The 21440-nt window shown below is 66.9% G+C and carries 16 protein-coding genes; 2 read left to right on the top strand and 14 right to left on the bottom strand.

The genetic code is table 11. The features are described 5' to 3' along the window. Positions 1-32 precede the first annotated feature (32 nt). From LR394_RS03045 to LR394_RS03090, 10 genes are all read right to left on the bottom strand, one after another. The gene (locus LR394_RS03045; protein WP_231438773.1) at positions 33-1334 is read right to left on the bottom strand and encodes an EAL and HDOD domain-containing protein; all 1302 of its coding nucleotides are present in this window, start codon (positions 1332-1334) and stop codon (positions 33-35) included. Positions 1335-1355: 21 nt separating this feature from the next. After that, the gene (locus tag LR394_RS03050; RefSeq protein WP_231438774.1) at positions 1356-1847 is read right to left on the bottom strand and encodes a hypothetical protein; all 492 of its coding nucleotides are present in this window, start codon (positions 1845-1847) and stop codon (positions 1356-1358) included. 1 nt (position 1848) lies between these two features. Then, on the bottom strand, positions 1849-2211 hold the full coding sequence (locus tag LR394_RS03055) for a response regulator (protein ID WP_231438775.1): 363 nt from the start codon (positions 2209-2211) through the stop codon (positions 1849-1851). Further along, on the bottom strand, positions 2208-2753 hold the full coding sequence (locus LR394_RS03060) for a hypothetical protein (protein ID WP_231438776.1): 546 nt from the start codon (positions 2751-2753) through the stop codon (positions 2208-2210). The genes LR394_RS03055 and LR394_RS03060 overlap by 4 nt, the downstream gene beginning before the upstream one ends. After that, positions 2750-3568 carry a CheR family methyltransferase gene (locus tag LR394_RS03065; RefSeq protein ID WP_231438777.1) on the bottom strand — a complete coding sequence of 273 codons (819 nt, stop codon included), beginning with the start codon at positions 3566-3568 and terminating at the stop codon, positions 2750-2752. Before LR394_RS03065 ends, LR394_RS03060 begins: the two co-directional genes overlap by 4 nt. After that, entirely contained in the window at positions 3565-4704 is a 1140-nt protein-coding gene (locus LR394_RS03070; RefSeq protein ID WP_231438778.1) for a protein-glutamate methylesterase/protein-glutamine glutaminase, read from the bottom strand. Before LR394_RS03070 ends, LR394_RS03065 begins: the two co-directional genes overlap by 4 nt. Continuing rightward, complete coding sequence (locus LR394_RS03075) at positions 4701-5072, bottom strand: response regulator (protein WP_269328486.1); 372 nt, start codon at positions 5070-5072, stop codon at positions 4701-4703. Before LR394_RS03075 ends, LR394_RS03070 begins: the two co-directional genes overlap by 4 nt. A gap of 34 nt (positions 5073-5106) precedes the next feature. Continuing rightward, the gene (locus LR394_RS03080; protein ID WP_231438780.1) at positions 5107-5547 is read right to left on the bottom strand and encodes a chemotaxis protein CheW; all 441 of its coding nucleotides are present in this window, start codon (positions 5545-5547) and stop codon (positions 5107-5109) included. Continuing rightward, positions 5544-7976 carry a chemotaxis protein CheA gene (locus LR394_RS03085; protein ID WP_231438781.1) on the bottom strand — a complete coding sequence of 811 codons (2433 nt, stop codon included), beginning with the start codon at positions 7974-7976 and terminating at the stop codon, positions 5544-5546. Before LR394_RS03085 ends, LR394_RS03080 begins: the two co-directional genes overlap by 4 nt. A 163-nt stretch (positions 7977-8139) precedes the next feature. Beyond that, the gene (locus tag LR394_RS03090; protein ID WP_231438782.1) at positions 8140-9102 is read right to left on the bottom strand and encodes a matrixin family metalloprotease; all 963 of its coding nucleotides are present in this window, start codon (positions 9100-9102) and stop codon (positions 8140-8142) included. A gap of 777 nt (positions 9103-9879) precedes the next feature. On the opposite strand from LR394_RS03090, the gene LR394_RS03095 reads away from it, so the two are divergent. Further along, positions 9880-11880, top strand: coding sequence for an HNH endonuclease signature motif containing protein (locus LR394_RS03095; protein ID WP_231438880.1), 2001 nt, complete (start codon positions 9880-9882; stop codon positions 11878-11880). Positions 11881-12067: 187 nt separating this feature from the next. Here LR394_RS03095 and LR394_RS03100 read toward each other — a convergent pair whose 3' ends face one another. After that, the gene (locus tag LR394_RS03100; protein WP_231438783.1) at positions 12068-15298 is read right to left on the bottom strand and encodes a beta strand repeat-containing protein; all 3231 of its coding nucleotides are present in this window, start codon (positions 15296-15298) and stop codon (positions 12068-12070) included. 1342 nt (positions 15299-16640) lie between these two features. Between LR394_RS03100 and LR394_RS03105 the strand changes: the two genes are divergently transcribed. Continuing rightward, complete coding sequence (locus LR394_RS03105) at positions 16641-16793, top strand: hypothetical protein (protein ID WP_231438784.1); 153 nt, start codon at positions 16641-16643, stop codon at positions 16791-16793. Between the two features lie 274 nt (positions 16794-17067). Here the strand turns inward: LR394_RS03105 and LR394_RS03110 are convergent, their stop codons facing one another. The 3 genes from LR394_RS03110 to LR394_RS03120 form a co-directional block, all read right to left on the bottom strand. Continuing rightward, positions 17068-18222 (bottom strand): beta-1,3-glucanase family protein, encoded by a 1155-nt coding sequence (locus tag LR394_RS03110; RefSeq protein WP_231438785.1) that lies wholly within the window; start codon positions 18220-18222, stop codon positions 17068-17070. 36 nt (positions 18223-18258) lie between these two features. Continuing rightward, the gene (locus tag LR394_RS03115) at positions 18259-19719 is read right to left on the bottom strand and encodes a carbohydrate-binding protein (protein ID WP_231438786.1); all 1461 of its coding nucleotides are present in this window, start codon (positions 19717-19719) and stop codon (positions 18259-18261) included. 92 nt (positions 19720-19811) lie between these two features. After that, positions 19812-21407, bottom strand: a complete 1596-nt coding sequence (locus LR394_RS03120) for a glycosyl hydrolase family 18 protein (RefSeq protein ID WP_231438787.1) — start codon at positions 21405-21407, stop codon at positions 19812-19814. Between the last annotated feature and the right edge of the window lie 33 nt (positions 21408-21440).

Below are 21440 nucleotides of genomic sequence, written 5' to 3' on the forward strand. Positions count from 1 at the left end.
TGGACGTTCGTCCCCCACAACGTCCGTTGCTTTCAGTTCCTGCGCGTCCCGGCGATCTCCTCGACCAGACGCAACGCCTCGCTGAGCGACTCCAGGTAGGTGGCCGAGACGTCGTAGAGCGACAGGCCGCTGGCCAGCACCCCCTCGTCATCGTCCTGCTCGTGCGCCAGCACCGCCGACAACACCGAACCGGCCGGGCCCAGCCCGCTGACCAGGGCGTCCCGCACCGCCTCGGTCACCCCTGCGGACTCGGCCACCTGTTGCGGGGCCGTGCCCAGCAGTTCCGCCGCGCCGGACAGCAGCCCAGCCGTGAAGGCCAGGTCAGCGGCCGATTCCGGGGCCAGCGTGCGGCAGGCGTGCGCGCGGGCCAGCACTTTCCACAGGCGGTCGGCCGGGGAGGTCGCCGACGGGCCCTCCAGCAGCATCAGCACCACCCACGAGCGCAGGCGGACCGGGCCGATGATCACCAGGGCCTGGCGCAACGAGGAGATCTGCCGGCTGGCGCCGGCCAGGGCCGAGTTGGCGGTGCGCAGCAGCCGCATGGCCAGGCCGGGGTCGCTGCCGATCACCGGTTCCAGGCGGACGATGTTCAGATCCGGGTCGGCCAGCTCGCGCAACAGCCGCACGCAGACCAGCTGAGTCGGGGTCAGCGTCCGTCGTTCCAGCACCGACGGCTTCTCCAGCCACGGCCCCTGGAACAGCCCGAAGCCCAGGCGCGCCGCCCGCTCGAAGGTGGGCTGGTCCTCCACACCCGCCGCGATCAGCTCGCGACCGCGCTCGGCCACCCAGGCGGTCAGTTCGGCCAGCTGCTGTCCGGCGTGCTCGGCCAGGTCGATCCGGACGTAGTCGACCAGGTCGATCAGCACCGCGCTCTCCGGCTGGCCCCGGTAGTCGCACAGCGCCATCCGGTAGCCGTCGGTGCGCAGTTGCTCCACCCCGGCCAGCAGTTCGGTGTCGACGAGCATGGTCGCCGAGATCTCGACGACCACCCCGGCGGGCTCCACCGGGACCGGGATGATCCCGGTCAGGAAGGCCCGGGTGAAACTGATAAAGACCGGGCGCCCGCCCGCGATCCGGTCCACCCCGAAAGTGCCGAAGGTAGAGGCGATCACCTGCGAAGTCGCCCGGTCACCGCGCTCGGGGTCGCTCTCGCGGGGCCCGGAGTGGAACAGCACCTCGTAGGCCACCAGGGCGCGGCGCGAGTCGTACAGCCCCTGCCGTCCCACCCGGACGTTGCGGATCGCATCGGCCGGGGCACGCGTCTGCGCCGGTACCCGCGGGGTGTCCCGGGGTACCGGCGCAGCTGCCACGGTCTCGGACGGGGTGTCCGACATCGACGTGCGTCCTTGCCGTGGCTACTTGATCACGACCGAGAGGGTGCCCTCGCCGTAGCCACTGATCTTGATCTTGACGTCCATCCGGTTGCCGACCGTGGCGGCCAGCTGCGCGATGTCCGCCGGGACGGCCGCGTTCGGCGCGTACAGCTCGTACAGCCGTACGTGCGGGTGGTTCGGCAGGTTGAACACCGAGGCCATCACGTTGAGCACCTCGTAGCAGTTCTCCTCGAGGTCCTGCGAGAACGTGCGGGCCTTGATCGCCTCGTCGACGACGCCGCGCGGGATCATCCCGAGCGCCCCACCGATCCGGGCCGCGCACTCCAGGTCGACGACCACCAGGGCGGACGTCTTCAGCTGGTCGGTCACGTAGACCGCCACCGCGTTGGTGGACTTGGCCGGCGGGGGCATGCCGTCGTCGAGGTCGACGTCGCGGCCGACCAGGCCCTCGATGCAGTTACGCACCGAGTGACGGCTGGGCAACGGGGACTGGTTCTGGGTCTCTACAGTCATTTCAGGAAACCACCGATCCGAGCTTGTCCATGAATGCTTCCGCGGTGAAGGGCTTGACGATCACGCCGATCGCGCCCGCTGCCTGGGCGGTCTCGGCCATGTCGTCGCCACCCTCCGAGGTGACGAAGCAGAACGGCGTGTTGTCCCCGCTGGCCCGCAGGGCCTTCAGGAACTCGATGCCGTTCATCTCCGGCATATTCCAATCGCACAGAATGAGGTCGGGCTTGAGGGCCTTGACCTGCTCGAGTCCGTGCCGGCCGTTCTCCGCCTCGACGATCTCGTGCTTGCCCAGGCCGGCCTGGCGGATGGTACGGGTCACGATCTTGCGCATCACGGCGCTGTCGTCGGTGATCAGGATCTTCATGCGGTCGGCTCCAAGGTTGAATCGGAATTCGTGGGCGGCCAGAGAAGGTCCGCCACCGGGGCATCCGGATGGATGGCCAGTTGCGCCACGTGACCCAGCACGATTGCGCGGACGTAGGTGCTGGCGTCGGCCGGCCTGGCCGCCGCGAACTCCTCGACGTCCGAGATCTGCGCCGACGGCAGGGAGAGCCGGGCGTGGTGGCACAGCAGCGTTTTCACGTTCCCTCCGGCGATGTTGCTGATCTCAGCAATTGCATCGACCAGATCTGGCGTATCTGGAGTGCTCATCGACATCATCCGGGCGGCCATCACCCGGGCCAGGCCGATACCCACGCGTACCTCGATCACGGCGAACTCCCCTTCCGATCCGGGGGTTTCGTCCGATCGGTCATGAATTGCCAGGCGTGAGGTCACCGACGAGCCGTGCGGGAGCTGGTTCGTGGTGACGATCGCTTCCTGGCGCAGCACCGAGGACAGGACGTCGGTCAGGATCACGCCGAGCTCCTCGCGCAGGCCGTCGTCCAGGCCGGTGAAGACGCTCATATCGCCTCTCCGTTGCGGAAGATCATGACTTTCCCGGCCTCGACCCGCTCGAAGCTGTCGTCCAGGCTGAGCGTGCTCTCGGCGCCGCCCAGGACCAGGAACCCGCCGGGCCGCAGCACCCGCCGGACGTGTCCGAGAACCTGGCGTTTGGTCGGCTGGTCGAAGTAGATCAGCACGTTGCGCAGGAAGACGATGTCCATCGGGGGCAGGCCGGCCGGGGGCTCGGCCAGGTTGCCCTGCCGGAAGCTGGTCAGCGCCCGTACTTCCGGCTTGATCACCCAGTCCCGGCCCGCCTGGGTGAAGTACCGCAACAGGTACTTCACCGGCATACCGCGGTTGATCTCCATCTGGCTGTACCGGCCGGCCGTGGCCCGGGCCACCATCGTCGGGGAGATGTCGGTGCCGTGGATCTTCACGGTCTTGCCCGGGTGCATCGGCAGCCAGTCCAGCATCAGCATGGCCAGTGAATAGGCCTCCTGCCCGCTGGAGGAGGCCGCCGACCAGATGTTCAGGCTGGAGCCACCGATGCGTTTCAGCTCGGGCAGCATGATCTTGCTGAACGCGTCAAACGGCTCCTGGTCGCGAAACCACGAGGTCTCGTTCGTGGTCATCGCGTCGATCACCGCCTCGGTGGCGGCCCGGTCGTTGCGCCGCAGCCGGTACACCAGCGCCCCCACGTCCCGGTCGCCGAAGCGCCGGGCCACCGGGGTCAGCCGGGACTCGACCAGGTACTCCTTGCCCGGGTGCAGATCGATCGAGCTGATCTTGCGCACCAGGGTCGCTACGTAGGTGAAGTCGGCGTCCGCAATGCTCATGCCCTCACTCCGCCCGAAACCGGGCCGGTGGCCTGACGCATGGACGTAACACCCTGGTTCTGACTCAACGCCGCCGTCACTGTCGCCGCGATCTGTTCCAGCGGCAGCACCCGGTCCGCCTGCCCGGCCATCACCGTGGCCCCGGGCATTCCCCACACCACGCTGGTGGCCTCGTCCTGGACGAACACCTCACCGCCGGAGGTCCGCAGGATCCCGGCCCCGGCCGCGCCGTCGCGGCCCATCCCGGTCAGGATCAGCCCCAGCACCCGGTTTCGGTAGACCGGGGCGATCGAGCGGAACATCACGTCCACCGAGGGCCGGCAGAAGTTCTCCGGCGGCGCGTCGCTCAGGTGCACGAAAACGCTGGTCCCGCGCGATCTCAGCTCCATGTGATGACCGCCCGGGGCGATCAGCACCCGGCCGCGCTGCACGGTGTCGCCCTCCACCGCCTCGGTGACCTTCAGCCGGCAGGACGAGTCCAGGCGCTGGGCCAGCATTTTGGTGAACACCGGCGGCATGTGCTGGGTGATCACCACCGGCACCGGCAGATCGCCGGGCAGCGAGGTGAGCACCGAGGCCAGGGCGTCCGGGCCACCGGTCGAGCTGCCGATCGCCAGCAATCCGAACGGCTGGGTACGCCGGACGTTCGGTCCGTTCCGGGCCATTCCGGCCGGAGGCTGGGCGGGCGGCAGTGCCGTGCGGGTGGCCCCGGCCAGCCGGCGAGCGCCGGTCAGCGCCACCAGCTTGGGGATCAGCTGCTCGGAGATGTTCTTGCGGCTCTCCATCACGCTGCCGACATTGGCCGGTTTCGTCACGTAGTCGCTGGCCCCGGCCGCGAGCGCGTCCATGGTGCCGGACGCGCCGCGCTCGGTCAGCGTGGAGAACATCACGATCGGCAGGCGGGGCTGGGTCTTTCGGATCGCCCGGACCGCGTCGACGCCGTTCATCACCGGCATCTCGATGTCCATCGTCACCGCGTCCGGTTTCAGCTCCCCGACCTTGGCGATCGCGACCTGCCCGTTCTGGGCCACCCCGACCACCTCGATCCGGGGGTCCGCGTCCAGGATCTCCTTGATCAGCCGGCGGATCACCACCGAGTCGTCGACCACCAGGACGCGCACACGAGTCGCGCTCATACCCCCACCAATCCCAGGAGCGCCAGCTTGTCGGCGATCACCTCATCGGTGAACGGCTTGATCACGTACTCGTGCGCGCCGGCCGCCAGGGCCCGGACGATCTTGTCGTGCTCGCTCTCGGTGGTGACCATCATCAACGTCACCTCGCGCAGCTCCGGCCGGGCCCGCACCGCCTTGATGAAGCTCAGGCCGTCCAGCCGTGGCATGTTCCAGTCGACCAGCGCCACGTCCGGCACGTAACCGGTGCCGAGCAGGTCCAGCGCGTCCCGGCCGTCGAAGGCCTGGGCCACGTCGAAGCCGAGAGCGCTGAGCTGCCTGGTCAGGATGGCCCGCATGGCACGCGAGTCATCGATCACCAGTGCCCTCATTCGCTCGCCCCTCTCGTCCGGCCCCCGATGCGGCTCAGGCCGCGGAGGTCTGGCTCTCGTTGATCGCCAGCAGGGCCCGGGCGTCGAGCGCGAGCAGCAGCTTCTCCGGCATCGTGTAGGCCCCCAGCAGCAGCGAGCCGACCTGGGCGTCCACGGTCGAGGGGGTGGTCTCGAACGGGATCTGGGACACCTCGACCACCCCGCCGATCTCGTCCACGAGCAGGCTGACCGGCTCGTCGTCGACCCGGACCACCACGTTCACCTGCGGCTTCTCACTGGTGCTGGGCGGCAGGCCGAGCCGGGCGCGCACGTCGATCGCGGTCAGCACCTCACCGCGCAGGTTGATCAGCCCGGCCACCTCGGGCGGCGAGAGCGGCACCGGGGTGGAGGCGTTCATCCGCACGACCTCCTGGACCAGGGCGACCTCCACCCCGAACAGGTAGGAACCGACGTGGAACGTGGACAACTGGCTCATCGTGCCTCCTCGTACATGTCACCGAGCTGCTGCATCGTGGTGGCGCCGGCCGAGTCCTGGTAGAACGCCGGGTCAGCGGCCAGCACCGCGGCCTGCACGTCGAGCAGTTCGACCACCCGGTCCCCGACCACGATCGAGCCCAGCAGGGCGTGGTCGTCGATGTCCGAACGCGAACCGGCCCGCTCGGTGGCGATGTCCATGATCCGCTCGACCGCGAAGCCGACGCTGCGCTCACCGCGGGTGTAGACCACCAGTTGCAGCCGCTCGGCATCGACCTCCTCGCCGTAGGCGCCGAGCAGGTTGGCCAGCCGGACCAGCGGCATGATGTGGCCCCGGTACTGGACCACCTCGCGGCCGCCGACCCGCTCGATCGTGTCGGTCGGGATCTCCTCCAGCCGGGTGACCATGTCCAGCGGGATGGCGGTGCGCCGGCCCCCGGACAGCTCGACCACCAGCACCGGGTCGATCGAGGTGGTCTCCTCGGTGACCGCCGAGCTGGCTGCCCCGGCCGGATTGGACAGCACGTCGGACTGCCGGGCGATCGCCGTGGCGTCGAGGATCAGCACCACGCTGCCGTCGCCGTGGATGGTGGCGCCCTGGTACATCGGCAGCGACTTCAGGTGCCGGCCCAGCGGCTTGACCACGATCTCCTGGGTGTCCAGGACGTCGTCCACGACCAGGCCGAAACGGTGCTGCTCGGCCTGCAGCACGACGATGAAACCGCCGCGGCCGTCGCCGTTCTTGCCGCCGCCGCTGGAGGTGCCGAACGGCACCAGGCCGAGCTGCTCGTCCAGCTGCACCAGCGGCAGCAGGGCCCCGCGCAGCCGGTAGACCGGGGCACCGGAGATGTGCTCGATGCCGCCCCGGGCGTGTTCCCCCGAAAGGCGCACCAGCTCCAGCACACTCACCTGCGGCACCGCGTACCGGTGGCCGTAGCAGCCGATGGTCAGGGCCGGGATGATCGCCAGGGTCAGCGGGATGCTGAGCCGGAAGGTGGAGCCGGCACCCTTGTTCGAGACGACGTCGACGGAACCGCCGATCGCCTCGATCCGGGTCTTCACCACGTCCATCCCGACGCCACGGCCGGAGACGTTGGTGACCTTGGCCGCGGTCGAGAAGCCGGGCAGGAAGATCGACTGGGTGATCTCCCGTGGCGTCATCTTCTCCAGCCCGGCCTGGGTGACCAGACCGCGCTCGACCGCCTTGGCCCCGACGATGGTGTGGTCGATACCCGCACCGTCGTCGATGATCTCGAGGTGGACCAGGCCGGCCTCGTGGTAGGCGCGCAGGGTGAGCGTGCCCTCCGGGTTCTTGCCCTTGGCGGTCCGCACGTCCGGCGGCTCGATGCCGTGGTCGATGGCGTTACGCACCAGGTGCGTCATCGGGTCCTTGATCGCCTCGAGGACGCTGCGGTCGAGCTCGGTGTCGCGACCTTCCATCTCCAGCTTGACGTTGCGGCCGAGCTGGCGGGAAAGGTCACGGACGACTCGGGGCAGTTTTGACCAGACCGTGTCGACCGGCTGCATCCGGGTCTTCATGACCTGTTCCTGCAGCTCGCTGGTGATCAGCGAGAGCCGCTGGGCGGAACGGGCCAGGGCGCTGTCGTTCTGCTCGTCGAGCTCGGAGACCAGCGCGTTGCGGGAGAGCACCAGCTCGCCCACCATCGACATCAGCGTGTCCAGCAGGCCGATGTCGACCCGGACGGACGACTCCACCACCGAGCGCTTCTGCTCACCGCCCTCGCCGGGGTCGGCGGGCGGAGCGGGAGCCGGCTTCGCCGCGGGGGCCTCGGCGGCTGCGGGTTCGGGCTTGGCTTCCGGGACGTTGGTGATCGAGACCTCGGCGGTGACCACCTGGGCACCGGTCGGGATCTCTTCCGGGTGCCCCTTGGCCGCCTCGGCCAGCTCGTGCGCGGCCTCGATGGCCTGCTCGGCGGCGGCCTGGGCGGCCGCCTCCACCACCTCTTCGGTGCTGGGGGCCTCGGCTGCGGGCTCGTCCGGGCTGCCGGCCTGGGCCGGGATCAGCGGGGCGGGAGCCGCGGCACCGTCCTCGAGCAGCGCACCCAGACGGGTCACCAGCTCGGTGTGGTCGACCTCGCCCTCGGCGCCGGTGGCCTCGATGTTCGACAGCAGGCCACGCACCGCATCGACCATGGCCAGCAGGGCGCTGGCGCGTTCCTCGTTGAGCTGGATCAGTCCGTCACGCATCCGGCTGAGCAAGTTCTCACCGACGTGGGTGAGCTTCTCCAGCTTGTTGAACGCAAGGAAACCGCTGGTGCCCTTGATCGTGTGGATGGTGCGGAAGATGCTTCCCAGCAGATCACGCGAGGTCGGGTCCTGCTCGAGCGCGAGCAGGTCGGTGTCGAGCTGGTCGAGGTTTTCGTGTGACTCGACCAGGAACTCGGCAACGATCTCGTCGATCGCCTCCATCGACTCTCCTTCAAGAACAACCACGGGGTCCGGACGTTGGCTTTTCCATCGGCATCCCGGGTTCACTCTTGAGGAGGCCCACGGGGGATGCCGGTCTCTCGGGCTCTGGCTGTCGGTTCTTGGGCTCTGGTTGGCGGTTCTTGGGCTCTGGCTGTCGGGCCGGCTAGTTGAGGTCGATCAGGCTGACGTAGCTGGGGATCTTGATGCAGCCGGACTTCTTGCCCACCTTGGCCAGGCCGGCCCGGTCACCCTTGGCGAAGCCGCTGGGCGAGGAGTCGGTGAGCGTCGGGTACATCTGCGAGCGGCGGCTGCCGGCGTGGTTCAGGCCGCTGGCGTGGCCGAGCTCGTGCAGGATCACGTTGCTCTGCCGCTTGCCCGTCCCGAAGCCGGTCTTCAGCTTCTGGATCGCCTTGGCCTCGAGCACCACGTAACCGCGCATCACCGCGGCGCCCTCGCCCTGGCTGCCGTACCAGGTGGACCACAGCACCCCGCCGTAGCCGAGGCTCATGTCGGTCATCGGGAAGTCGGTGCGCTTCTTGTTCACCGCGGCCACCACGATCTCGGCGGGCTGCCAGGACAGGTTGTCCTGCCGCGGCACGAAACCGGTGGTGCCCTGGTAGCGGTAGGTCATCCCGGTGGCGGCGCTGAGCTTCTTGAACGAGGTCTTGATGGTCCGCAGCATGGCCGCCCGCTTGTGCTTGGGCAGACCGCTGAGGTTGACCTGGTACGTGATCGCCCGCTGGCACGGGTTCCAGCGCGCGTTGACCGTCTTGCCGCTGTTCAGGCGCACTTTCATCAGCGCGTACGAGCTGGGCCGGGAGATCGTGCGGCTGGAGCCGCTGACCGACTGGCTGGCCCGGCCGGACGCACCGAACGAAGGCCCGATCCCCAGGTTCAGTGGGTCGCTCAGGCTCAGCGGGCTGCTCAGCGGCGGGGTGTCCTTACCGGCGCCGTTCCTGATCTTCAGCTGCGAGGACGCGGACTTGGAAAGGCTCTTGGAGGAGGAGCCCTGGTCCATGCGCTCGGCCGCCAGCTGCGCGGCGACCATGGCGATCACAGCAACGATGGCGGCGATGGTCAGGCCCAGCCAGGACCCTGCGCGTCGACGGTGTGCACCGGTGGCCAAACCGCATCCCTCATTCCCTCAAGCCACCTGCAAGGCCGGTTCTTCGCCAGGACCTGCGGGGGCTGCCGTCCGGGTGACGTGGTCACCACCCGTGACTTGAGGTTCGCTGACGCACGGTGTCGAGGGGGACCTGCCGATCGGGTGAAGGCCCTTGCTGCAGGGGGCGATTCAATGACGGACGGTTCTGGTCACCGTCTCGTTCGGCCGCCGACAGAAGGGGAAGTTGAGGGACGATAAGGACTTTGGGACTGCGCCGAGGGCATGAAGGTGACCCAGCGTGGCTAACTCAGCGCCGATCTTGAAGTCTCGACCCATTCGGAGCAGTGACAACCCGGAACTGACTACAAGTAACCATCGCACCCACCAAACACTGCACTCCCACCCACGCCCTCCACCACCCCCTCCCGCTCACATCACCAACCTCACCCACCACCTCTTTCCACCAACTCCCCCGCTCGCCCCCACCGACCTTTCCCACCAACCCCTCCGACCCACCATTCCCACTCGCCTCACCCACCAACCCTTCCCGCCCACATCACCCACCGCCCCTTTCCACCAACTCCCCCGCTCACCCCCACCGACTTTTCCCACCAACCCCTCCGAACCACTCACCTCACCCGCCGCCCCTTCCCTACACGGCTCCCCATCAACCCCTCCCATCTGCCTCTCGTACTCACTTCCCACCGACATCCCCGCCCGCCTTGTCCCCACGCACCCACCCCGCCCCACCGAGCCGCCCGTCGAGTCCGCCGGTAGAGCTCGCGTCCCATTTTGTCGGTGGTGAGGCATATGATGGTTTCGTCGGTGGGAGAGCCACCGATCCTGTTGGGGGACGGGGTGATTCGCGTGGGAGACCTGGCCGAAGGGCGTCTGCACCGGCGCACGCCACAAGAGCTGGCAGCGCTGGCCGAGTGGTTGCTGGACGAATTGGATCCGGCGGTGTTCTCATCCGAATCCCCGGCTGCTGACGCTGATGTACTGGTAGAACTAGCTATTCAGCAGGAGTGGATGATCCGCTCGATCCAGGCCCAGCGAGTCAGGACGCTGGCGCAGGCAGTCAAAGTGATGCCCCCAGCCCGCCGCTTCGCCCGAAAGTCCAGCGGCAGTGGCCAGGGCAGGCATCCTGACCGAACTGCGGATACCGACCAGGCTGCAGACTCCAACCAGCCTGCGGGCCCTGAGCAAGATGTCGACTCCGCCACCCGGATCTCTCCGCTGCGGCTGATCTCGGCCCGGGTGGCGCCCGAGGTGAATTGCCATCCCCGGAGCACCACCACGCTGCTGGAACATGCCCGGGGCTTGGTCGAGGATCTGCCCACGATCATGAACCTCTTCGGCCAGGCGCGACTGGACCAGGCCCGGGCGGTCCTGATCACCAAGATGCTGCACCAGGCCACCGAGAAGATCGATGACTTCGAACCCGGCAGCAATCGGTGGGTGATGACCGAGACGATGATCGCCAGCCAGGCCCCCGGCCTCACCGCCCTGGAACTGGAAAGGCTGATCAACCGGCTCCTGCTCGAACTGCAGCCGGACGCCGGCGTACCGGCTCACGAAGAGGCCCGCCGCAGCCGTCACGTGCAGTTCGAGGCTCTGGACGATGGCATGGCTCTGATCAGCGCCATGGTCCCGGCCGACATCGCGCAATTGCTGCACGGCTTTCTTGACGCCGTTGCGGACGCCGAACGTGACAGTGCCCGGGCGGCGGGCAATGTCGATCCCCGCACGCATGATCAGCGCTGTGCCGATGCACTGGCCTCGCTGGTCCAGGCCGTAACCAACGGCATGCGTATTCCGCTGGCTACCGACTCGGAAACCGGCGAGAGCGCTACGTCAGAACGACCTCCGGCAGCCGACCAGCCAAATCCGACGGTTCCGCCCGCCGAGGTGGTTCAGGCGTGGAGGCAGATCCTGTCCATGAACGGTGGCCGCAGCCGCAAGACTCTCCTCAACGTCACGATCACCGATGCCACTCTGCTCGGCCTGGACAACACCCCCGGCCTCCTCGAAGGCCATGGCCCGGTTGCGGCCAGCCTGGCGCGCCGTCTGGGCATCAAGCCCGCTCAGGTCAACCTGATTGTCCTGCCCGATGCCTGCACTCATCCTCCGGCACACAACTCGGACCAGGCCGAGAAGGCACGTCGGAGATCCCCGTCAGAAGCGCCCTGCCCGGCCGGTCTGGATCACACCCTGCCTGGAGTCAATCGCTACCGGCCCGGGAGAGCTCTCACCGCCATGCTCACCGCTCTCTACCCGACCTGCGTGTTTCCTGGCTGCTCCACCCCGGCCGCACGCTGCGACCTAGATCATCTCAAACCCTTTGACCAGGGCGGCGTTACCTGTCCCTGCAATATGCGCCCGTGCTGTCGCAGCCATCATCGCTTGAAGACGTTTGGAAGCTGGAGTGCCCGAGCCTCCGGGCCGGACGAGCCCTATCCATTTGGCTCGACGGTCTGGACGGCACCCAACGGGAGCCAGCACCACACGCCGTCACCTTGTCTACCGGGTATGCCTGGCTGGGCACTCTCCTCCGTACCCTCCGACCCCGCACCTTCACCACTGTCCAGAGTCGATCTCATGCCTGCCGAGGAACGCACCGTCCGACGCACCCGCAAGTGGCAGAGCGGCCTGGACTGGTGGACGAGCTACAAGACGAAGATGCGTCAACAAGCCGAACAGCGGGCCCGGGAAAACCCGCCACCACTGCCCAGGCCCCGTCATGCACCTTGGGGCGAAGGAAGAGGACGAGTTCCCGGCCTGGGCGAACCGCCGTTCTGAACTGATCGTACGGAGACTTGCTGTGGAGAGCCGTTGCTGGGAAGCACCGAGACATGGCGAAGGGCCGACACCCCTTCTGGGATGCCGGCCCTTCGCCGGTGCAACACCTTTCGGTGCCATACCTTTCGGCGTGAGAGCTTGCTCAAGCCTTCCGGTTCAGGATTTCAGCGGGCCATCGGCCCACCGATCACTTCACCTTGAGCTTGACCACCTTGCTCTTGCCCATCGTGGTCCCGGGCGCCTTGTAGGTCACGTAGAAGGAGCGCGTGCCCTTGGCCACCTTCACCGTCACCTTGGCGACCCCGGTGCTGCTCGAGGTGACCTTCTTGACCAGCGGGTCCTTGCTGCCGGCCACGTCACGGTAGAAGTTCAGCGGCGCCTTGACGTTCGGGTCACCGTTGGCCGACAGCTGCACCCGGCCCTTGCCCAGCGCCTTGGCGCTCAGGCTGACCTTCGACCAGACCTCGGTCAGGGTGGACGGGCTGCTCATTCCGTTGGAACGGACGAGGAACCGGGTCGACTTGTCGACCTTGATCGCCATGCCCCACTCGCCCTCGGCGTCAGTCTCCACGGTCTCGGCCAGACCGTAGGACTTCTCGCCCGACTCCTTGGCGTAGACATCGACCGAGGAGTTGGGCAGGAACGTACCGGAGAGCTTCGCCGTCCCACCGGAGCCGCCGGCCGTGACGTTGGCCGTCGAGCTGATCGTCAGCTTCTTGGCCGCGATCGAGATCGTGCTGTCCGCGGTGTCCTTCGACGCAGGAGCCGTGAAGCCAGCTGCGACGAGGGTTGCGTTCGGCGTCAGAGTGGCCGGGTTGTTGTTGATCTCAGCGGTGAGCTTGACGTCACCGCTGGAGTTCGTGCCAGTGACGAAGGTCGTGCTGAACACACCGGCCGAGTTGGTCGTGACCTGAGCAGCGCCCAGAGCCCCCACCGTGGCCGGGTCACCCGTCAGGTTGACAACAGCCGACGGGACCGGGTTTCCGAAGATGTCCATGACCTTGCCGGTGACGATCAGGGTCGACCCGGGGGCGCCAGACACGTCGTTCACACTCACTTCCCAGCCGGCAGCCGCAGCCGGCGGGTTGACGGTGACCGTGGTGTCCTGCGTGGTGCTGCCCGAGGTGGCCGAGACCTTGAGGTCCCCGGACTTGCTGAAGTACACGTAGGCGCCAGAGATGACACCGGACGCGTCGCTCACCACGTCGAGGGTCTTGACCAGCTTGTCCGAACCGACGCCCGGCGTAGCGGTCTTGGAGAACCACACGCCCTCGTCACCCTTGAGAGTGACTGCCTTGTAGGCCAGGACGGCGTTCGCCGCGTCGTAGACCGTGCCGGTGACGGCGCCCGTCGTGTTACCGAACGGCGGCGTACCCGTGTTGGCCTGCGCCGGAACCGGGGCCGCATTGCCCAGGAGACCAACGCTCTTGGCACCGGCAGCCGGAGCCGTCAGCGTGATCTTCGAGACGGCGGCCGCGCTCGCCCAGCGGATGGTGCCGCCCGCGGAGCTCGCATCCGGAATAGTGCCGTACACGAAGTCGAACGTGGTGGTGTCGCCAACGGCCGGAGCCGGCGTGGTCGGCGCCGTGTAGGTGTAGCTGAAGGTGCCGGTGCTGCTCAGCGGCGCGAAGCCGGCCTGAGTACCGTCCGGAACCTGCACCGTCACCTGGGTCGAGTCGCTGCTGCCGGGAACGAAGGCCCCACCGAACTGGTCCTTGATTTCACCCTTGAGCACAACCGTTGTTGTGCCAACTGTCGGTGTGAGTTCGGCTGAGGTGCTTGTGGTGTCGATCGTGGTGGCCGCGGCCGCAGCGTATGTCGTGGTCAGCTGGGTAGCGTTGACACTATTAGAAGAGGCCGCCACGGTGTAGCTGCCTGCGGACGGATCGCTCGACGTAACCTTGAGTGTGGCCACACCCTTTGAATCGGTCGTGGCGGTGTAGGCCTTGCTGGTTGTCGTCGCCGCGCCAGCAGTGCCGTCAGCAGTCAGCTTGGCGACGTTGGCGTCGGTGCCACCCAGCGTAAAGGTGACCTTGGCTCCAGCCACTGGCAGAGCCGCCGGCGTCGGTCCGTCCTTAGCGGTAACAGTGTACTCAACGGTGTTTGTCCCGGCCTTCACTGCCACCGCCGAGCCGGTGACCTTCACCTTGCCGTCCACGGCAGGCGCTGCCAGGGCGAGTGCGGCCACCGTGCTGGCCGTCACCGTGACCGTTTTCGCCGTACTGGCGGGGTAAGCTGCGGAGCTCGCTGGCGCCGTGGCCGCAAGGTCGCCCTTCACCGTGACCGAGCCCGCTCCAGTCGGCGTGCCCACCGCGTACGTCATCTTGTTGGTGGTCGTGGAGTAGTCGGGGTGGACGCCCGACGCTGCCGCGATTCCGGTGGTACCAGTCTGAGCTACATCGAGCCAGGTCAGATCCTTGAGCCGACCAGCGAGACCGGTGGCCACTCCACCTCGGGCATCCGACATGGAAAGGGTCTTGTTGTAGGTGATCTCCGCCGGGATGGCATCACCGGCCGAGGCCGGAGAGGTCGCCGCAATGACCGGGTCGACGTCGTCGCTGGTGCTCGTTGTGGTGCCGGTGCCGCCCGTGTCGAAGACATTCAGGGTGACCACGGCCGAAGTCCGCTCGTCGGCCGAGTCGTACACCGAGTTCGCGTTGATGTCCTGGAAGAGCCGGAGCTTGTAGGTACCCGGCACGTCACCGGTTACGTACAGGTTGTCGGTCTGGGCGACCGTAGCCAGGGAAGCGGCTGCAGCGCCGGGGGTGCTACTCCCCGGAGTAGACGTGGCTGACGTGAGTGTGACATCGACGCTTCCCGCGTCCTTCAGCGTGTTCGCAACCTGAGTGATCGGACCGACATTCGTCCCCGAGAGCGAGCCACCGTAGGTGATCGTGTAGACCTGCCCTGACAGCGCGACAGTCACATCGTTGCCATCTCCCACGACGGCGTTCAGCGCAGCTGCGAGTGCGGTGTCTGTATAGGTGGTAATCGATGCTGTACTAACACCGTCAACCGACACTGTATAGGCACCCGTGGTAGGCGTGGCGCTGCGGGTCAGTGTCTGTACTTCGCTGACGTTCACGGCCGCACCGACTTGAGTAAAGCCGGTCGAGGCAGCGGCGTTGCTCGCCGCCTTCTGGTACGAAACGTGACCACCAGTTGGAGCGCTGTCGACCGCCAGCACCATGTTGGTCAGTGATGTCTCTTGGATCTTCATCGCGTAGGCCGCGTTCGCTGCCGCGGCCGAAGCAGATCCGAAGTTGCCGACGCCGATCGATGTCGCGCCGCTGTTGAGTCCGATCTCCGTGCCTGCCGCGAAGGCCGGCGAGGCAAGGACACTAAAACCGGCGGAGCAGAGGGCGGTCACGCCCAGCGCGGCGATCGGGATCCGCGCCTTTTTGCTGTTGAGGTTCATGAAGCGAGTTCCTTCCTCTGCGATCGGCACCCCACGGCGGCGACCGCTTCCTTGACCCGTGACCGTGAAAGTTCCCGTCCCCCAACCGCGCCACTTCTAACGCGGAGGGTTCGGCGGGGTCCGGGCTGTCACTGAGATCAGACACGGATCGACGACTGCGACCCGACACAGAATGTAGGGGAAGGACTACCGACGGGCATGGCTCTGGGCTTGTCCCGACGTGTCACCCGCATCAGCAGACGTCGGGCGCATCACGAATAACACCCGAGAATCGGGACATCACCGGCCAGTCGCCGCCAACGGCTTGAAGTTTCGCAGTACGCCTTGGTAAGCACGCCCACCTGCACTGTTTCGCCACGAAAGATCCTCTGGAAAAGAGATTCTCAAGATCAGCGCGGGTGGTTTCTCAAGGACTCTCGCGCGGAGTGTCCCCTCATCTGAGGGGCGTTTCCGGGAGGTGACGTCACCCGATCGGCCGTGTCGTCCTTCACTCCGATGCCGCAGCGGGGCCGAATAAGGCCGAACGCCCGAGGCGATCAAGTAGCCGTAGGGTGTTCCAATCTCCGCAGAACGCCTTAGCCCCAATGGGTTACGCCAGACGGTCTACCCGGTCGTAACCGGATCCAGCGCAAACCAGATGGCAGACGCGTATGGTGCCCGCACGCGTCCCCCATTTGAGTTTTCGTTCAACAAAAGTAGAGCTGCGGTGTATCAGCAGGGGCGGGCCGAGACGACCGCCGGGATCGGCGATCGGTCGGCGATCCAGGCCGCGCAGTCGGGCGAGATCCAGCCGGCCCTCCCCGGACCGCTGAGCGGTGGTCGGCCATCAGGTCGCGTCGGTGGATGGGTTCGTGATGGGCGGCGCGGTTGCGGACGAAGAGCCAACCTCCACCATCGCGGTCGTGGTCATCACGGCCGCCGCCGTAGCGACGTTCCATTCGTAGAGCCCGAAGGCCAGCTGGTGATCGCCCTGCGCCGCCAACTCGTAGCGAAGTCACCAGTGCGCTAGGAAAACAGAACGCTGCTCCGGCTCGGACGGTTCGACATGCCCAGTCGTTAACCAGAGGTGCCGAAGTCGGGTGCAGTGCTGGTTCATTGCGTCAATGCCCAGGGAGCCACGTCGCAGTCGGCGGCGTCGTGGAGGTCGAGGCCGAGTCATCCAGGACGCGCCATGCTCGCTTCCGCCACCCTGGCGCCGGACAGCTGCACTCCACCAAAGCCATTAACGCGTAAACAAAGTGCTGTCAGAGACACTTTGTTTACGCGTTACCGGGTGGGCGCCCCAACGCGGTACGGAGCGTGGTCACGGTGCCGGCGCCCAGGCCAAGCAGTCGCAGTCGTCGTGGAAGATCGAATCGCGGTCTGGGCAGAGGTCGAGCCCGGTTCAACGGTGGCCAGCGCGCTCGAGATGCTTGCAGAAACGGTGCGCAAGTATGCGCTTTCCATCGTGAGCCATGTCGAATCAGCCCAGCTGATGACATCTGTCTGGCCCTGACGCCTGTGTCAGTCACCAACGAGAAGATGCAGGAAACCTCAGTTGACATCCGGTTCTAACGCCGTCACTCTAGGTGCGAAGACCCCGGAACGATCCCTGGCAGAGGCCATATCGCCGGGGTTACGCCTTTGGCGGCCCAGGGGCGGCTATCCCGACGTCGGCGGTGTCGAGGCCGAGTACATCCCTGGTTGTTCCCGCAAACCCGTAGGAGTGGGGCCGAGTCTGGGAAGGCCCGGCGGTCGTCAGCAACGACCACCGGGCCCATTGTCCTATCTCAGAACGGCTGAAGCGTCAGCGTCACGTTCTTGGGCGCGTTGTCCTGGATGTACGAGGCCTGTTCGCAGACATCGTCGTAGGCGAAGCCGTAGGCCTTGCCGTCGACGGTGTTCTCGTGCAGGACCCGGGAGTAGTGGTTGGTGATGTTGTTGCGGTAGTACGAGGCCGGCGTGGTGATCGGCTGGTTGTTCTGCAGCAGGACGCTGCGGTTCAGCGAGGCGGCCAGGATGGCGCCGATCGGGCCGCTGACCCCGTCGTTGGGTGAGACCAGGGCACCGTTGCAGAAGAAGACGTCGCGGGTGGTGGGCTTGGCGAAGGTGGCCTTGACCGCACCGTTCTGCCGGAAGACGAAGTTGTTGCCCTCGACCCGGCCGACGTACTTCTGGTTGTTGGCCGTCATGTTCAGGTCTCGCGTGCTGTAGTGCTGCCAGCGGCCGTCGATCTCGGCGTCGAAGTAGGTCTTGGAGAACAGGCCGGCGTCGATGCCGTGGCCGGGGGCGATCACCCGCAGGTTGCCCTGCACCAGCTTCTCGAAACCGGCCTGCTTCTTCAGCGCCTCGAAGACCTTCGCGCGGCCGCCGTCCTTCCACTGCGCGATCGACTGGGTCTTGCTGCCGCCGAGCGTGATGTACATGGGCAGGCCGAACATGTCCACCATGGTGGTGTTGCAGAACATGCCCGCGTCGTTGTTCGTGAACTCCATGAAGTCGTGCACGATGTTGTAGGACGGGTCGCTGCTGACCCAGCCGGCCGGGTACTGCAGGCCCACGCCGCTGCCGGTGCCGACCACCTTGAACTTGAGCTGCTGCCCGATCGAGATGTAGACCCGGCCCGAAAGGGTGGCCAGCGGCAAGGTGTTCAGCTCGCTGAGCCGGATGCCGTAGTTGGTGAAGCCGTTGTTGCTGTTGTCGGACAGCGCGATCTCGGCGAAGTTGCCGTCCTTCTTGATGTGACCCATCTTGCCGGTGCTCAGGTGGGTCCCGACCGCGTGCACCCAGATCTGGTCGCTGCTCTTGCCGGTGTTGTTCACGATCTTCAGCGGCAGACCGTTGGCGGCGTGGACGAGCTGGGGCAGGCCGAAGAAGCCTGCGGCTCCCAGGACGCTGCCGCCGATGGCTCCGCGGATCAGGGTGCGACGGTTCAACGAGGGCATGGCTCTATTCCTAAAAGTGTGAGGGTTAAACGGGACTCAACGAACGAAGGTGAACGAGTCAAGGTCGACGAACTCGGACGGCTGGCCTGAGGTGAAGGTCAGGTAGACGTCGTGCGTGCCGGTGATCGCGGACATCTCGCCCGGAATATCCTTGAACTTGTCCCAGCCGCCGGTGTTGGCGACCGAGATGGTCGAGACCGGCTCGGCACTTTCGCTGTCCAGCCGGACCTCGATCAGGCCGCTCACACCGTTCTCGGCTCCGGAAGCGGCCTGGGCGACGAAGGTGTGCGCGGGCTGCTGCCCGAAGTTCACGCCCTTGAACACGGCCGAGTCACCGTCGGCGATGTTGCCCAGCTTCTTCGCGTTGCCGTTGGCCGCGGTCTTGATCCCGCGCTCGGTGTCGAAGCTTTCGGCCCGGATGGTGCTGAACGCGTCGCGGTTGCCCGGTTCCTGGGTGTCGACGGGTTCCTCGGACTCGACCGGCTCGCTCGATTCCTCGGGCTGCGTAGTCTCCCCGGCGTCTCCAGTTTGCCCGGCTTCCTCGGTTTGCCCGGCGTCCTCAGTCGACTCGGAACCGCCCTTCTGCGAGACCGACACGTAGTCAACCACCATGGGCCGGCCCTCGGCGGTCTGCTCGGTCGGCATCCCCGGCCAGCCGCCACCCACGGCGACGTTCAGGATCAGGAAGAAGCCGTGGTCGGTGGCCTTGGACCAGGTGTCCGCGGAGACCTGGTCGGCCTTGACCGTGTGGTAGTTCTCGCCGTCGACGTACCAGCGGATCTGCTCGGGCGAGGTGCTGCGGTCGAGTTCCACCGCGTAGGTGTGGAAGTCGGCCTGCAGACTCGGGCTGAACCCGGTCTTGCTGTTGCCCAGGCCGGTGTGCTCGTTGCACTCCCCGCCCGGGGCCGTGCCGCAGTGGACGGTGCCGTGCAGGGTGTTTTCGCCGTTGACGTTCTCCATCACGTCGATCTCGCCGATGCCCGGCCAGTTGTTGTAGACGCCGCGGAACGGCTCGCCCAGCGACCAGAAGGCCGGCCAGATGCCCTGCGCCTCGGCGCCACTCACGTCGGGCAGCTTGATCCGGCTCTCGAACCGGACCACCCCACCCTCGGGAGCCGCGAAGTCGCTGCGCTGGGTCTCGATCCGGGCCGACGTCCAGCCACCGTTGCCATCACGCCGCGGGGTGATGTTCAGGTTGCCTTCGCCGTCCAGGCTGACGTTCTCGGGACTGTCGGTGTGGGCGGCAATTTCGCCGGTACCCCAGTTGGCGGCGCCACCCGGGTAGCTGTGGCCGATGTCGAACAGCCAGTTCTCGGACGACGGTGAGGAACCCTGGGCGCCGTCGAAGTCGTCCTGCCAGACCGTGCTGAATCCTTCGGGAGCGGGGGCGGTGTTGCCTGGGGAGGCGACGGCCAGAGCGGCCGCTACGGCCAATGCGACCGCTCCGGAAGCGATGACGGCCGTCCTGCGGGTACGCGAAAGACGTTTCTGTGACATGAAAGTGATCCTCTTCAGGGCAGGTTCACGTGAAGGGCCGGCGCCCGGCCCTATCAGGGCAGGCCGGGCGCCGGGTCTAGGGGATGCGCCGATCAGGAAAGACCGTTGGAGACAGCCTTCGTGAGCTCGGCGTCGGCGGTGTCACCGGACAGGTCCCAGGCGAAGGCGCCGCCGAGGTTCTGCTCCTTGGCGTAGGCCATCTTTCCGGCCAGAGTCTCCGGGGTGTCGTAGCTCCACCAGTCGCTGCCGCACTTGGCGTACGCGGTGCCGGCAACCTCACCGGTGGCCGGGCAGGACTCCTTGAGCACCTTGTAGTCCTCGATGCCGGCCTCGTACGTGCCCTTGGCCGGGCCGGTGGCGGTGCCGCCGACGCCGTCCTCGGTGACGCCGGTCCAGCCGCGGCCGTAGTAACCGACGCCCAGCAGCAGCTTCTCGTCCGGGATGTTCAGGCTCTTCAGCTTGGCGATGGCCGTCTCGGAGTCGAAGCCCGGGTTACCGGCGCCCTCGAAGTCGGTCAGCGGGGAGTGCGGCGCGGTCGGGCCCTGGGCGTTGAAGGCACCGTAGAAGTCGTACGTCATCGGCAGGTACCAGTCCACGTACTCGGCCGCACCGGCGTAGTCGGCGGCCTCGATCTTGCCGCCCTCGGTGCCGTCGGCGGTGATCGCCGAGGTGACCAGGTCGTCGCCGAACTCGGCGCGCAGCGCCTTCATGACCTCGCGGTAGGCGTCGAAGCCGCTGGTGTCCGTGGACAGGCCGGTGGCGTTCGGGTACTCCCAGTCGATGTCGATGCCGTCGAACACCTCGGCCCAGCGCGGGTCCTCGACCAGGTCGTGGCAGGACTTGGCGAACGCCGCCGGGTCCTTGGCCGCCTCGCCGAAGCCGCCCGACCAGGTCCAGCCGCCGAACGACCAGATCACCTTCAGGTCCGGGTGCTTCTCCTTCAGCTGCAGCAGCTGGTTGAAGTTGCCGGCCAGCTCCTGGTCGAAGGTGTCCGCCTCACCGCTGACCGAGCGCTCGGCCGGGAACTTCTTCTCGTAGTCGGCGTAGGAGTCGCCGATCACGCACTTGCCGCCGGTGACGTTGCCGAAGGCGTAGTTGATGTGGGTGAGCTTGTCGGCGGCACCGCTGGTGTCGACGTCCTTCACCTGGAAGTCACGCGCGTACGTGCCCCACTGGGTGTAGTAGCCGATCACTTTCTGGCCGGCCGCCGGACCCGTGCCGCCGGTGGGCTCCTCAGTGGGTTCTTCGGTGGGTTCTCCCGTGGGATCCTCGGTGGGATCCGTGGGATCGGTGCTCGAATCGTCCGTAGGCTCTTCGCTTGAACCATCGGTCGGTTCGGTCGTGGGGACGTCCGTGGGCTCGTCCGTCGGTTCGCCTGGGTTGTCGGTGGGTTCGTCTGTGGGGGTGCCGGAGCAGGCCCCGCCGTCCACCCACACCTCGGCGCCACCCTTGGCCCCCGGAACATCGCTGTACGACCACCATTTCGCGGTGTACGTACGATTCTCGTAGGTGACCACGTCGCCGCCGTTGTAGGCAAACGCCTTGTCCCAGGCGGGGCCGGTGCAGGTGGTGGCGGACGTGTTGTCAGGGTTGACCGCGTTCGCGCCCAAGGGCGTGAGCGTGGCTACCAGTGCAACTGCCGCTGCAGTGGCCGTGAGGCCGGCAGCAGCGATCCGAGCTCGCTTCATGGTGATCCCCTTCAGGGCGGGAGTCATGATTTA

This window comes from Kineosporia babensis (assembly GCF_021129305.1).
Classification (GTDB): Bacteria; Actinomycetota; Actinomycetes; order Actinomycetales; family Kineosporiaceae; genus Kineosporia; species Kineosporia babensis.

What these genes read in the sequence shown, in the direction of transcription:
- LR394_RS03045 (WP_231438773.1), bottom strand. Translation starts at nt 1,334, where the DNA reads ATGTCGGACACCCCGTCCGAGACCGTGGCAGCTGCGCCGGTACCCCGG.
- LR394_RS03050 (WP_231438774.1), bottom strand. Translation starts at nt 1,847, where the DNA reads ATGACTGTAGAGACCCAGAACCAGTCCCCGTTGCCCAGCCGTCACTCG.
- LR394_RS03055 (WP_231438775.1), bottom strand. Translation starts at nt 2,211, where the DNA reads ATGAAGATCCTGATCACCGACGACAGCGCCGTGATGCGCAAGATCGTG.
- LR394_RS03060 (WP_231438776.1), bottom strand. Translation starts at nt 2,753, where the DNA reads ATGAGCGTCTTCACCGGCCTGGACGACGGCCTGCGCGAGGAGCTCGGC.
- LR394_RS03065 (WP_231438777.1), bottom strand. Translation starts at nt 3,568, where the DNA reads ATGAGCATTGCGGACGCCGACTTCACCTACGTAGCGACCCTGGTGCGC.
- LR394_RS03070 (WP_231438778.1), bottom strand. Translation starts at nt 4,704, where the DNA reads ATGAGCGCGACTCGTGTGCGCGTCCTGGTGGTCGACGACTCGGTGGTG.
- LR394_RS03075 (WP_269328486.1), bottom strand. Translation starts at nt 5,072, where the DNA reads ATGAGGGCACTGGTGATCGATGACTCGCGTGCCATGCGGGCCATCCTG.
- LR394_RS03080 (WP_231438780.1), bottom strand. Translation starts at nt 5,547, where the DNA reads ATGAGCCAGTTGTCCACGTTCCACGTCGGTTCCTACCTGTTCGGGGTG.
- LR394_RS03085 (WP_231438781.1), bottom strand. Translation starts at nt 7,976, where the DNA reads ATGGAGGCGATCGACGAGATCGTTGCCGAGTTCCTGGTCGAGTCACAC.
- LR394_RS03100 (WP_231438783.1), bottom strand. Translation starts at nt 15,298, where the DNA reads ATGAACCTCAACAGCAAAAAGGCGCGGATCCCGATCGCCGCGCTGGGC.
- LR394_RS03110 (WP_231438785.1), bottom strand. Translation starts at nt 18,222, where the DNA reads ATGCCCTCGTTGAACCGTCGCACCCTGATCCGCGGAGCCATCGGCGGC.
- LR394_RS03115 (WP_231438786.1), bottom strand. Translation starts at nt 19,719, where the DNA reads ATGTCACAGAAACGTCTTTCGCGTACCCGCAGGACGGCCGTCATCGCT.
- LR394_RS03120 (WP_231438787.1), bottom strand. Translation starts at nt 21,407, where the DNA reads ATGAAGCGAGCTCGGATCGCTGCTGCCGGCCTCACGGCCACTGCAGCG.